The organism is Achromobacter ruhlandii (genome assembly GCF_002082135.1).
Lineage (GTDB): Bacteria > Pseudomonadota > Gammaproteobacteria > Burkholderiales > Burkholderiaceae_B > Achromobacter > Achromobacter ruhlandii.
Genome location: NZ_CP017433.1, coordinates 4,847,895 through 4,860,907, shown reverse-complemented (window position 1 = coordinate 4,860,907; position 13,013 = coordinate 4,847,895). Strand labels below are relative to the sequence as shown.

The following is a 13,013-nucleotide window of genomic DNA, read 5'->3' as shown; positions in this document are numbered from 1 at the left end:
GACCCGTCTGTCTTTTTTCCCGACCCGCCGTGACCCTCTACGACGTACCCGCACCCGCCAAGGTCAACCTGTTCCTGCACGTGGTGGGCCGCCGTGCCGACGGCTACCACCTGCTGCAGACCGCCTTCCGCTTCATCGATCTGTGCGACACGCTGCATTTCGAGGCGCGCGCCGATGGCGTCATCAGCCGCGCCGCGGAATTGCCTGGCGTGTCCGAAGCGGACGATCTCACCCTGCGCGCCGCCCGCGCGCTGCAACAGGCCACCGGCACGCGCCAGGGCGCGCAGATCGCGCTGGAAAAGCGCATTCCGCAGGGCGGCGGTTTGGGTGGCGGTTCGAGCGACGCGGCCACCGTGCTGATCGCCTTGAACCGCCTGTGGGGCACCGGGCTGTCGCGGCGCGAGCTGATGGAACTGGCGTTGCCGCTGGGCGCGGATGTGCCGGTGTTCGTGTTCGGCCAGTCCGCCTTTGCCGAGGGCGTGGGCGAAAAACTGACGGCGCTGGACCTGCCGGCGCGCGCCTATCTGGTGGCGCAACCGGACGCGAGCGTGCCGACCGTTGGAATTTTTTCCGCACCCGATTTGACAAGAGATTCTTCTTACATCACAATAGCGGACTTTCTTGCTTCGCCTACATTTTCCTTCGGGAAAAATGATTTGGAGCCGGTGGTCTACCGACTTTATCCTGAGGTTCTCAGGGCATCGCGGTGGCTTGCAGAGCAGGGTGTGTTGAAAAACACGGGAACCCAAGTTCGCATGTCGGGATCTGGCGCGTGTTTGTACGCCGAGTTTTCCGAGCTGTCGGAAGCCGTTTTGGCGAAAACGGAAATTACCGCTACAATGCGCGGCGCTGTTGAAGCAAACTGCAAAAACGCAGATGACACAGACAGCACAACGCATCCACGGTTCCGGTTAGTGCAGGCATGTCCTGGGTTGACTGAACATCCGTTGCGGAATTGGATTGCAAGATAGTTGGGGAGTCGCCAAGCTGGTTAAGGCACCGGATTTTGATTCCGGCATGCGAAGGTTCGAATCCTTCCTCCCCAGCCAACCGAATACATAACAAAGCTGTTGAACACGCCTGTAAGACACTGGCCCGGGTTCAGCAGCTTTTTTATTTTCCGGTTCCAGCAGGTTCTCGCATCACCTCGTTAGTGTCTCGAAACGACCATCGCATCATCCATCATGGCAAACGATAGCTTCATGATCTTCACGGGCACGGCCAACACTCGGCTGGCCGTGGACGTAGTCAACCACCTCGATATGTCCCTGGGCAAGATGACCGTCGGTCGCTTCTCGGACGGCGAGGTGATGGTCGAGATCAACGAGAACGTGCGCGGCAAGGACGTCTTCGTCCTGCAGCCCACCTGTGCGCCTACCAATGACAACCTGATGGAAATCATGGTGATGGTCGATGCCCTGCGCCGCGCCTCGGCCGGCCGCATCACCGCCGCCATTCCGTATTTCGGCTACGCCCGCCAGGACCGCCGCCCGCGCTCGGCGCGCGTCGCGATCTCGGCCAAGGTCGTGGCCAACATGCTGCAAGTGGCTGGCGTCGACCGCGTCCTGACGATGGACCTGCACGCCGACCAGATCCAGGGCTTCTTCGACATTCCCGTGGACAACATCTACGCCGGTCCGATTTTGCTGGGCGACATCTGGCGCCGCAATTTCTCGAACCTGGTCGTCGTGTCCCCGGACATCGGCGGCGTGGTGCGCGCCCGCGCGCTGGCCAAGCAGCTCGAAGCCGACCTGGCCATCATCGACAAGCGTCGTCCGCGTGCCAATGTGTCGGAAGTGATGAACATCATCGGTGAAGTCGACGGCCGCACCTGCATCATCATGGACGACATGGTCGACACCGCCGGCACGCTGTGCAAGGCGGCCCAGGCCCTGAAGGACCGCGGCGCCGGCGCCGTCTACGCCTATTGCACGCACCCCGTGCTGTCGGGCGGCGCCATCGACCGCATCGAGGCGTCGGAACTGGACGAACTGGTCGTCACCGACACCATTCCGCTCTCCGAGCAAGGCCAGGCCAGCGGCAAGATCCGCCAGCTGTCGTGCGCCGCGCTGCTGGGCGAGACCATCCTGCGTATCTCGAACGCGGAATCGGTCAGCTCGCTGTTCGTCGACTGACGCCAGCCCCCCACCGTTTTTTGTGTCCTGCTGGTCGCGGCAGGACACAAGCAACACGGCGCACCTGTTGTGCGCCGTGTCTTTAACCGGTGAAGTCCGCTTCGCCATTTTTTGTTTTTGGAGTTTTCCATGAAATTCACTGCCACTGCGCGTAGCGTCCAGGGTTCGAGTGCGAGCCGCCGCCTGCGCCGCGCGGGCCGCGTTCCCGCCATCGTCTATGGTGGTTCGGCTGCCCCGCTGAACATCGAACTCGACCACAACGAGATCTACCACGCCCTGCGCAAGGAAGAGTTCCACGCTTCGATCCTGCAAATGCAGCTCGAAGGCGCCAAGGACGAACAGGTCCTGCTGCGTTCGGTTCAATGGCACGCCTACAAGCCGCAAGTCCTGCACGTGGACTTCCAGCGCGTCGACGCCAACCAGGCGCTGCGCACCAAGGTGCCGCTGCACTTCGTGAACGCTGAAGTCTCGCCGGCCGTCAAGCTGAGCGGCGCGATCATCAGCCACGTCGCCACCGAACTGGAAATCACGTGCCTGCCGTCGGCGCTGCCCCAGTTCATCGAAGTCAACCTGGCCGACATCCTGGCCGGCGCTTCGATCCACCTGGCCGACATCAAGCTGCCGATGGGCGTGACCTACGTCCCGCACGGTGGTGAAGAGAACCCGCTGCTGGCCGCCGCTGTCGTCAAGGGTGGCGCTGCCGCCGACGACGCCGACGCCGCTCCGGCCGCTCCCGCCGCCTAAGTCCTGTCGGAAAGCCTCGGCTTTCCGGCGGCTTGCGCCCGAAACCCTGCGTGTGCATTTGCATGCGCAGGGTTTTTTGGTTTAAACACCCCCCATCATGTCTATTCCCATACGCCTCATCGTGGGATTGGGTAACCCCGGTCCCGACTACGAAACCACCCGCCACAACGCGGGCTTCTGGCTGGCCGACCACCTGGCGGACGACCTGCGCGCCTCGTTCGCGCTGGAGAAGTCGTTCTTCGGCATGGTGGCCAAATCCCGCCTGGGGGCCGACAACGTGCTGCTGCTCAAGCCCAACACCTACATGAACCGTTCCGGCCAGGCGGTCGGGGCGCTGGCGCGCTTCTACAAGCTGACGCCGGAGCAGGTGCTGGTGCTGCACGACGAACTCGACCTGATGCCGGGCCAGGTGAAACTCAAGCAGGGCGGCGGCCACGCCGGCCACAACGGCCTGAAGGACATCCAGGCCGCGCTGGGCAGCCCGAACTTCTGGCGCCTGCGCATCGGCATCGGCCATCCGCGCACGCTCGGCCTGGCGCAGCAGGTGGCGGACTTCGTGCTGCACCCGCCGCGTCGCGAGGAGCAGAAGGAGATCGAGGCGGTCATCGACCGCTGCCGCGCCGTGGTGCCCGCCATGCTGGCTGGCGACTTCGCGCTGGCCACCCGCCAGCTGCACAGCGGCAACGACGCCTGATGGACGGCGCTCCGGCTTCCGCCGAACCGCGCAAGCTGCGTTTCCGCAGCGAGCTGGCGGACTTCTGGCGCTTCGTGCGCCGGCCGCGTCCGCTGCGGCGTCTGCCCGGCCGCACGCCGGCGATCGGCTGGGTGTCGGACTGGTGGCCGGGCGTGGGCCCCGGGCGCCTGCTGGCGTGGGCCGCGGTGCTGTGGCTGATCAACCTGTTCGCCCTGGGCCCGGTGGCGGTCGCCGCGGCCGGCGTCGGCGGCGTCACGCATCGGCTGGACCCGGCCAACATCCCCTGGCTGACGGCGGTGATCTGGGCCCCGCTGGTCGAGGAAATGCTGTTCCGCTACGGCCTGCGACGTCCCAGGCAGGCGCTGTGGCTGTGCCCGGCGTTGCTGCCGGTGGTGCTGTACGGCCCACGCATCTGGACCGGCCTGCTGCTGGCCTCCTTCGTGCTGCTGGCCTGCTGGTCGCTGCGGCCGCGCCCCGAGCCGCTCAAGGGCTGGAACACCGCCTGGCGGCGCCATTACCTGAAGCACTTCGGCTGGGTGTTCCACCTGGTGGCGCTGACCTTCGCCGCCGTGCACCTGACCAACTTCGTCTTCAACCACACGCCGTACTGGCTGCTGCCGCTGCTGGTGCTGCCGCAGTGGCTGACCGGCCTGGTGCTGGGCTGGATCCGCATCCGCCGTGGCATCGGCGCGGCGATCGCGCTGCACGCCATGTTCAACGCCGGCCCCATTTTGCTGATCTGGGCCGTGATGCGCTGGGCCCCCACGGCGGCCAGTTGAGCCGTCCGTCCCCCTGGGCGCGGTCATCATGGCGCGCCGCCCGGCGGGGTAAACTAGAACGTTAACGATCAATACCGTACTTACACAGGATTCCCATGGCTCTGCAATGCGGCATCGTCGGCCTGCCCAACGTTGGCAAATCGACACTCTTCAACGCTCTGACCCGCGCCGGCATCGCCGCCGAGAACTATCCGTTCTGCACCATCGAGCCGAACGTCGGCGTGGTCGAGGTGCCGGATCCGCGTCTGCAGAAGCTGGCCGAGATCGTCAAGCCCGAGCGCATCCTGTCGGCCACGGTTGAATTCGTCGACATCGCCGGCCTGGTGGCGGGCGCCAGCAAGGGTGAAGGCCTGGGCAACCAGTTCCTCTCGCACATCCGCGAAACCGACGCCATCGTCAACGTGGTGCGCTGCTTCGAGGATCCCAACGTGATCCACGTGGCCGGCAAGGTCGACCCGATCGCCGACATCGAGGTCATCGAAACCGAACTGGCGCTGGCCGACCTGCAGACCGCCGAAAAGGCCCTGCAACGCCACCAGAAGACCGCCCGTTCCGGCGACAAGGAATCGCAGCGCATCGTCGCCGTGCTGGAAAAGTGCGTGGCGCAACTGAACGAAGCCAAGCCGATCCGCGCGCTCGACCTGTCCACCGAGGAAAAGGCCGACATCGCCCAGCTCTGCTTCATCACCGCCAAGCGCGCGATGTACGTGGGCAACGTGGCCGACGACGGCTTCACCAACAACCCGCTGCTGGACCGCCTGACCGAATTCGCCGCCGCCCGCAACGCGCCGGTGGTCGCCATCTGCGCCGCCATCGAATCGGAAATCGTCGACCTGGACGACGCCGACCGCCAGGCCTTCCTGTCGGACATGGGCATGGAAGAACCGGGCCTGAACCGCCTGATCCGCGCCGCCTTCAAACTGCTGGGCCTGCAGACCTACTTCACCGCCGGCGTCAAGGAAGTGCGCGCCTGGACCGTGCCGATCGGCGCCACCGCGCCCCAGGCCGCGGGCGTGATCCACACCGACTTCGAACGCGGCTTCATCCGCGCGCAGACTATCGCTTACGAAGACTACATCGCCTATAAGGGTGAGCAGGGGGCGAAGGAAGCGGGCAAGATGCGGGCGGAAGGCAAGGAATACATCGTGCAGGATGGCGATGTGATGAATTTCCTGTTCAACGTCTGACCATTGTTTGTTTTGGGTTGAATTGGTTTGGATTGAAATAATTCTTTGAAATCAATAAGTTGCATTAGTTTTCCATCCAAATCGATTCAAATTAGTCTCACTGAATCAGAAGCTTTACCGGGTACGGCTCCGGGTATAGCATTGCAGAACTTTTGCTCAATACCGGGTATAGGTTTGGGCGACTTTTGCAAGAGGATTCATGCTGACAGATACCAAGTGCAAAGCTAGTGCACCCCGTGAGAAGCTCTACCGCCTAGCCGATGGCGGTGGGCTTTACCTCGAGGTAAAGCCAAACGGGGTTAAGGCTTGGCGCTATCGTTTTGAGATCAAAGGTAAAGAGAGCCTCTTTGCCATTGGCGAATACGCACCTGCCTCGAATAAGGAAACTGCTGCGCAAGCCGAAGAGAGGCGGGCAGCTAAGCGCTTCACACTGCAGGAAGCGCGTGCTGAACGTACACGGTGTAGAGATCTGGTAAGGCAGGGCATCAATCCTGCGGATCACCGTAAACAGGAGCAGATCAAGGCTGAGCATGCTGCTCGAATCACTTTCGAGGTGATTGCCAAAGAGTGGTTGTCAATGCGAGATTGGCACGAGCTGACTAAGCAGCGGCGCTTGGATGTCTTTGAGCGAGTTATCTTTCCTAAGATAGGCCAACTGCCGATTGCCCAGATCACGTCTTTGCAAGTGCTAGATGTCTTGAACGATGCAGACAAGAAAAATGGCCCATCTGTTCGTGATGTCGCCAAGCGTTCGATGTCGTCGGTATTTGAGTTGGCGATTGCAACCTTGAGGGCTGAGACTGATCCGGTATACCCGGTACGAAAGGCGCATCCTCGTAACAAGACCCAGCATAAGAGGGCGCTAGAAGAGGGAGAAATCGCTCAGTTGCTGCGTGACTTCAAAGGTCTTGGTGGACGATATGAAACGGTGGCATCGTTTCAGCTTATGTGGTGGACTTTGTGTCGCCCGAATGAAGTTGTCGAAGCGCGGTGGCAGGAGTTTGACCTTGACGGAGCGTCTTGGCTGATTCCTGCTGAGCGTATGAAGATGGGTAAGGCACACAAGGTGCCCTTACCCAGTCAGGCTGTCGAGATGCTGAAGGTTGTGCGTGGGCTGACAGGTAGGTTTCAGTATGTCTTTCCTGGCCGTGACAAACGCACTGTCTCTATGAGCCAAGCATCTTGGCGGCAGGCATTGATGAAGCTTGGGTGGAGTGGTCGTTTTAGTCCACATGCTACACGCGTGACTGGTAGCACTCGTTTGCATGAGATGGGCTATCGATCAGAATGGATCGAGCGGCAGTTGGCGCACGCAGATACGAATGCTGTCCGTGCTACTTATAACCATGCGCTCTACTACGAAGACAGAGCTCAGATGATGCAGAACTGGGCTGATCATTTGGAGAAACTTTCAGCTCTTGAGGGTTGAGACCGATGAAACATCAATGCTGGCAGAAAAAGCGTAAGCGCGCGGCAAACCCATGTTGACCGCCGCTGGCGGCCATGGCTGATGCTCAGATGTCGATGGGCTGCCAGCGATGCGGTAGCAGTTCTTCAATCCGGCTGGCCTTGTGCGTGGGCAGCCGGGTCAGCACATCCTTGAGATAGGCATAGGGGTCGTGCCCGTTCATGCGCGCTGACTGGATCAGGCTCATCACGGCGGCCGCCCGCTGGCCCGCGCGCAAGCTGCCGGCGAACAACCAGTTCGAGCGCCCCAGGGCCACAGGCCTGATCTAGTTTTCGATCCAATTGTTGTCCGGCGGCAACTGCGGTCATCAACGAAGCGCGTGAGCGCAGCCAGGAGCATCGAAGTGCTCCTTTCCATGACTGATATCCAGACTTACTTACCCGCCTGCACTTGTGGGCGCTGCACGGTACTAAACACATACTTCAGGCTATCACCCAAGGTTGTCTCCCACACCATCCACTCGTGCTTGCCATTCACAATGCGCAACTCCGCAGGTTGCTTGGCCTTACGCAACTGTGAATACAGCAAAGTGGCATCTGCCTCGATGGCAAATTCATCATCGTCGCCAGAGTTGATGTACATCGGCACCTTGATACCCTTGGCCAAGAAAGCATCCATTAGCGCAGGATAGTTGTATTGCTGCCAGACATTCTTGCTGTATGCACCATCCGTATTCGGATCAGCGAACACTTTTACATGTCGGGCAGAAGAATCTGCCGGAGGCTCTGGGTTGTAGATGGCTGGTGAGAGTAAAGCTGCAGCCTGAAATTTCTCGGGGTACTTCAACACAAAGCGAATCGCACCATAGCCACCCATTGATAAGCCACCAATGACACGGCCTTCGCGTGCATTGATGGTGCGGTAGGTCTTCTCAACGTGCGGCATCAAATCCTCGATGAATGCCGTCTCCATCTTCTCCTTCAGATCCACATACCAGTTGGTATTGGCATCAGGCATGATGAAGATTGCTGGCGGAATCTGGCCCTTCGCAACCAATTCATCGACCGTGCTTTGCATCTTCCCCTTAACGTGCCAGTCATTGCGGTTGCCGCCATTGCCGTGCAACAGATACATGACGGGGTAACGTACATTGGTGTTTTCTGTATACCCTGTGGGCAAATAGACGTTGTAAGTCAACGCTCTGCCCAGCGCTGGACTCTTGACCTCTGCAGACAGAACTTCACTGGCAACCGCACTAAAGCTAAAGCTTGCTGCCAAGATGGCTGTAGCGGGGAAAATTACTTTCATAAGCACTTGGTGTCTCCTTGTCTTGAGTGCCCATAAATTATTTCCATCCACCTCAGCTTTCGTTGTCACCAAGGTTAAGCAGCCTCAGTGCTCCACGCATTGGCTACACCCAGCTCTCCCCCAACCATCGTGGATGCCACACTGATTGCGGCACCCAGCTCGACCAAAAACAGCACCAAATCTCGTGATCCTGAGATGCACCAGAGCAAGAAAGGCAACCAGTGGTACTTCGGCATGAAGGCCCATATCGGCGTGGATGCGGATTCAGGCTTGGTACACACCGTGCGGGGCACATCGGCCAACGTCAGTGATGTCGTTGAAGCCAACAGTCTGCTGCATGGCCAAGAGATAGATGGCTATGGTGATGCCGGCTACCAAGGTGCTGACATTCAAGCACTATCACGCTTGAATTCTGGTTATGCAGAGGTTTCCTAGTGCGCCTTGACAACGTTTCTGTCTAGCACATACTTTGCAAAGATCTGCAAGAACTCCCAATCGTTTGTATAGATGAAGGAGCATGGGGAAGGTGCGATTAAAGCCTGGAGTGCTCACCGTATTTGATGCTCGCGAATCGAACACTGTACGGACTCGCCGCGAAAGGGTAGATCCGCGCGTTCAAAGAGGGTGGTGTATGGCGATTTCGGAGAGGTGAGATTGATCAGTGAATTGCCGATCAGATGCAAGCCAGCACAAAGCAGAAGGAGGTGATGCGCAAATGTGAAAAGCAGAAATCAGCCGATCAGGACTTGTCGCAACTGCGCGATGTTCGTCGCAGCAGGCTAACGAAATGACCGAATCTTCTCTATGTGGAGGTGTGACATGGATATTGACTTCAAGAAGTTGGCACCCTGGAACTGGTTCAAGAAGGAGCAGGAGGAGCAGCAAACAGCCTCTTCCGCTCTGCCCGTGCAGCGCAATGATCGGCTGGTGACAGCTGGTGCGGTCAGTCCTATTTTGCAGTTGCATCGCGAAATTGACCGTCTGTTCGACAATGCATTTCGGGGCGGCGGATTTCCTGCACTAGCAGTGCAGCGCTTACCAGCCGACTGGTCGGGCATGCTAATGCCGGCTCTGGACATCCAGGAAGCCGATAAACAGTACAAGATCGCTTTGGAACTTCCCGGTGTTGAGGAGAAGGATATCCAGATCACCCTCGACAACGACGTGCTGGTAGTGCGTGGTGAGAAGCGTCAGGAGCAGGAAAAGAAAGAGAGTGGCTTTCACCGCATCGAACGCTCCTATGGCAGTTTCCAGCGCGCCCTGAATCTGCCAGATGATGCCAACCAGGATTCGATCAAAGCCAATTTCAAGAACGGAGTGCTGACGATCACCATGGACAAGCGTGAGGTCAGTGCACCAAAACAGGGGCGTTCAATCCCGGTCAATAGCTGACGCCCTCAACCAACTCTTTCACATCGAAAGTGATAAAACGATAGGCGCGGCACCGTGACATACGGTCCCTGGCTGCCTCTCTAAGTTAAGGAGTGTCATCATGGCCAGAAAACAATGCCAAGTCTGCGGCCAGCCCGCCACGGTGCGGGTGGAAGCCAATCTCAATGGTCGCCACAGCACCATGCTGCTCTGTGACGATCATTACCGTCAACTCGTGCGCCAGCAGAAGCGCACCGTTTCTCCGCTGGAAGCCTTGTTTGGCGCGCGCAGCGGTCTGTTTGAGGACTTTCTGGGCAGCGACTTTTTCCGTATTGGTGACGAGTCGACGACTGTTACTGCCGATACCGATGATGTGGTCGATGCCTCCTTTGGCGAACCGGCTTCGGCGGGATCAGGTGCACCGCGCCGTCGAGGCAGCGGACTCGCTAGCCGCATCAGCGAGCAATCAGAGGCGTTGCTTCAGGAAGCCGCCAAGTATGCGGCCGAGTTCGGTCGTCCGGAAGTGGATACCGAGCACCTGCTTTTGGCACTGAACCACAGCGACGTAATCAAGACCATCCTCGGTCAGTTCAAGATCAAGGTCGACGATCTCACACGACAGATCGAATCCGAAGCCAAACGCGGTGACAAGCCGTTCGAGGGCGAAATTGGCGTGTCGCCGCGCGTCAAGGATGCACTGAGTCGTGCTTTCGTGGCGTCCAACGAACTGGGCCACTCGTATGTCGGCCCGGAACACTTCCTGATCGGCTTGGCAGAGGAAGGCGAAGGTTTGGCCGCCAACCTGCTGCGCCGATATGGCCTCACGCCGCAGGCGCTGCGTCAACAGGTGAGCAAGGTGGTCGGCAAGGGGGCCGAGGACGGTCGCGCTGAGACGCCTACCAACACTCCTGAGCTCGAAAAGTACTCGCGTGACCTCACCAAAATGGCGCGTGACGGCAAGCTCGATCCGGTCATCGGCCGCGCACAGGAGATTGAGACCACCATCGAGGTGCTGGCCCGGCGCAAGAAGAACAATCCGGTACTGATCGGCGAGCCGGGGGTGGGCAAGACAGCCATCGTCGAGGGACTGGCGCAGCGCATGGTAGCTGGCGAAGTACCCGAGACATTACGCGACAAGCGCTTGGTGGAGCTGAATATTAACGCGATGGTCGCGGGGGCCAAGTACCGGGGTGAGTTCGAGGAGCGTGTACAGAAGGTGCTCAAGGAAGTGACCGAGCACCAGGGCGAGCTCATCTTGTTTATCGACGAGGTGCACACCATCGTTGGTGCTGGCCAGGGTGGTGGCGAAGGCGGGCTCGACGTGGCCAACGTCTTCAAGCCGATGATGGCGCGCGGCGAACTCAACCTGATCGGTGCCACCACGCTCAACGAGTACCAGAAGTACATTGAAAAGGATGCCGCGCTGGAGCGTCGCTTCCAGCCGGTGATGGTGCCCGAGCCGACGGTAGCACAGACCATGATGATCCTTCGTGGTCTGCGCGACACCTTCGAAGCGCACCACAAGGTCAGCATTACGGAGGACGCGATCATTGCGGCCGCTGAGCTCTCTGACCGGTATATCACGGCACGCTTTCTCCCCGACAAAGCCATCGACTTGTTGGATCAGGCCGCCGCGCGCGTGAAGCTGTCGGCTACGGCGCGCCCGGTGGCCGTGCAGGAGCTTGAATCCGAACTGCACCAATTGCGCCGCGAGCAAGACTATGTGGCGTCGCGCAAGCAGTACGACAAGGCTGCTGAACTTGGCAAGCGCATCGAGGCCAAGGAAGCCGAACTCAAGAAACTCGTCGAAGACTGGGAGCGTGAGCGTGCTTCGGGCAGCGCCGAGGTCAAGGCCCAGCACGTGGCGCAGATCGTGTCGCGGCTAACCGGCATCCCGGTCAACGAACTGACGGTGGAGGAACGCGAAAAGCTGCTCCACCTGGAGCAAAGGCTACACGAGCGGTTGGTGGGTCAAGACGAGGCCGTGCGGGCGGTGGCCGACGCGGTACGACTATCGCGGGCGGGGCTGCGCGAGGGCAGCAAGCCGGTGGCCACGTTCTTGTTCCTCGGCCCGACCGGCGTGGGTAAGACCGAACTCGCCAAGGCTTTGGCTGAAACCATCTACGGCGATGAGGGGGCGCTCTTGCGCATCGACATGTCTGAGTACGGCGAACGCCATACCGTCGCACGTTTGGTAGGCGCACCTCCGGGCTATGTCGGTTATGACGAAGGCGGACAACTCACGGAAAAAGTACGTCGCAAACCGTACAGTGTGTTGCTGCTTGATGAGATCGAGAAAGCACATCCCGATGTCTACAACATTCTGTTGCAGGTCTTCGACGACGGGCGCCTTACCGATGGCAAGGGACGGGTGGTGGACTTCACCAACACCATCATCATCGCCACGTCCAACCTCGGCTCGGACATCATCCAGCGGCGCTTGAAGGCTCGCGGTGCCGCAGATGAGGAGTACGAAAAGACCAAGGCCGAAGTAATGGACGTGTTGCGCGGGCACTTCCGCCCCGAGTTTCTCAATCGCATCGATGAGATCATCGTATTCCACTCCCTGGGCAAGGAGGAGATTCGCCATATCGTCAGCCTGCAGCTCGAGCGCGTGGCGCGTAACGCGGCCAGCCAAGGGGTAACACTGACTTACGACCAGACGCTCATCGACCACTTTGCCCAAGAAGGTTACAAACCCGAGTTTGGGGCGCGTGAGCTCAAGCGATTGATTCGCAGCGAGTTGGAAACCGCGCTGGCGAGGGAAATGCTCGGTGGCGGCATCGGCAAGGACGATCATGCCAATGCACGCTGGGACGAGAAAGCTGAGCGCCTGAGCTTCGAGCGCAAGGAGCAGCCGGAGGCCGAGGCCGAGGTCGGAACGGAGAAACCTAACGAAGCCAAGACCGCCGAGGAGCCGCAAAGCGATACGGGCAAGACGGGGCGCAAGAAGAAACCGTCGAGCGGGCAAATATGATGTAGAAGTTGCGATCTGATCTGACAGTTGTTCCCGTTTCGATCGGGTCAGTTGTCAGATTAGTTCAGTGCTTGTACCTTCTCGTCGCACGCCTCTTTTGCTTCGATCAGCGTTTGCATCGGGGGCCTGCCGCAGCACATTTTGCCCTGATGTGTGCGCTGGCCGCTGTAGTAGTCGATCCAGTCATCTAGATCCACCTGCAATTCGTCGATGGATCGGTAGATCTTGCGCCGCAATGCCACTTGGTAGAACTCCTGCAAGATGGTCTTGTGGAATCGTTTGCAGATGCTATTGGTCTGGGGGCTTTGGTCTTGGTGTGTTTAATGTCATTGACGGCCAGGTACAGCTGGTAGTCATGCGTCTCGGCCTTGCCGCAATACTCCGTACCGCACTCATAAGGAGTGTCACCT

The 13,013-nt window shown here is 59.6% G+C and carries 10 protein-coding genes, 1 tRNA gene and 3 pseudogenes; 11 read left to right on the top strand and 3 right to left on the bottom strand.

All coding sequences use genetic code 11. From position 1 onward, the window contains the following. The first annotated feature begins 29 nt into the window (after positions 1 to 29). The 8 genes from ispE (at position 30) to AruCF_RS22015 (ending at position 6,968) form a co-directional block, all read left to right on the top strand. On the top strand, positions 30 to 971 hold the full coding sequence (gene ispE, locus AruCF_RS22050) for a 4-(cytidine 5'-diphospho)-2-C-methyl-D-erythritol kinase (protein ID WP_049076162.1): 942 nt from the start codon (positions 30 to 32) through the stop codon (positions 969 to 971). A 1-nt stretch (position 972) separates the two neighbouring features. Next, positions 973 to 1,049: transfer RNA gene (locus AruCF_RS22045), tRNA-Gln, on the top strand. Positions 1,050 to 1,184: 135 nt separating this feature from the next. After that, entirely contained in the window at positions 1,185 to 2,135 is a 951-nt protein-coding gene (locus AruCF_RS22040) for a ribose-phosphate pyrophosphokinase (RefSeq protein ID WP_006227587.1), read from the top strand. Between the two features lie 129 nt (positions 2,136 to 2,264). Then, positions 2,265 to 2,879 (top strand): 50S ribosomal protein L25/general stress protein Ctc, encoded by a 615-nt coding sequence (locus AruCF_RS22035; RefSeq protein ID WP_006385925.1) that lies wholly within the window; start codon positions 2,265 to 2,267, stop codon positions 2,877 to 2,879. Positions 2,880 to 2,976: 97 nt separating this feature from the next. Then, the gene (gene pth, locus AruCF_RS22030) at positions 2,977 to 3,573 is read left to right on the top strand and encodes an aminoacyl-tRNA hydrolase (protein ID WP_026384832.1); all 597 of its coding nucleotides are present in this window, start codon (positions 2,977 to 2,979) and stop codon (positions 3,571 to 3,573) included. Beyond that, positions 3,573 to 4,352 (top strand): CPBP family glutamic-type intramembrane protease, encoded by a 780-nt coding sequence (locus AruCF_RS22025; RefSeq protein ID WP_049076160.1) that lies wholly within the window; start codon positions 3,573 to 3,575, stop codon positions 4,350 to 4,352. The genes pth and AruCF_RS22025 overlap by 1 nt, the downstream gene beginning before the upstream one ends. A 95-nt stretch (positions 4,353 to 4,447) precedes the next feature. Next, entirely contained in the window at positions 4,448 to 5,539 is a 1,092-nt protein-coding gene (gene ychF, locus AruCF_RS22020) for a redox-regulated ATPase YchF (RefSeq protein WP_047991865.1), read from the top strand. Between the two features lie 199 nt (positions 5,540 to 5,738). Beyond that, positions 5,739 to 6,968, top strand: a complete 1,230-nt coding sequence (locus AruCF_RS22015; protein ID WP_083036877.1) for a tyrosine-type recombinase/integrase — start codon at positions 5,739 to 5,741, stop codon at positions 6,966 to 6,968. Between the two features lie 85 nt (positions 6,969 to 7,053). On the opposite strand, the pseudogene AruCF_RS22010 reads toward AruCF_RS22015, so the two are convergent. Both AruCF_RS22010 and AruCF_RS22005 read right to left on the bottom strand, forming a co-directional pair. Further along, positions 7,054 to 7,334 (bottom strand): annotated as a pseudogene (locus tag AruCF_RS22010) (transposase domain-containing protein); the annotation flags it as partial. A 45-nt stretch (positions 7,335 to 7,379) separates the two neighbouring features. Next, a complete protein-coding gene (locus AruCF_RS22005) occupies positions 7,380 to 8,255 on the bottom strand; it encodes an alpha/beta hydrolase (RefSeq protein WP_083036876.1) in 876 nt (291 codons plus the stop codon). Positions 8,256 to 8,378: 123 nt separating this feature from the next. Between AruCF_RS22005 and AruCF_RS22000 the strand changes: the two are divergent. The 3 genes and pseudogenes from AruCF_RS22000 to clpK all read left to right on the top strand — a co-directional run. Beyond that, positions 8,379 to 8,642 (top strand): annotated as a pseudogene (locus tag AruCF_RS22000) (transposase); the annotation flags it as partial. A gap of 432 nt (positions 8,643 to 9,074) precedes the next feature. Then, complete coding sequence (locus AruCF_RS21995) at positions 9,075 to 9,647, top strand: Hsp20/alpha crystallin family protein (RefSeq protein ID WP_083036874.1); 573 nt, start codon at positions 9,075 to 9,077, stop codon at positions 9,645 to 9,647. Positions 9,648 to 9,747: 100 nt separating this feature from the next. Continuing rightward, positions 9,748 to 12,603 carry a heat shock survival AAA family ATPase ClpK gene (gene clpK, locus AruCF_RS21990; protein WP_083036873.1) on the top strand — a complete coding sequence of 952 codons (2,856 nt, stop codon included), beginning with the start codon at positions 9,748 to 9,750 and terminating at the stop codon, positions 12,601 to 12,603. Positions 12,604 to 12,662: 59 nt separating this feature from the next. Here the strand turns inward: clpK and AruCF_RS21985 are convergent. Continuing rightward, positions 12,663 to 12,991: pseudogene (locus AruCF_RS21985) on the bottom strand (integrase core domain-containing protein); the annotation flags it as partial. Positions 12,992 to 13,013: the final 22 nt, after the last annotated feature.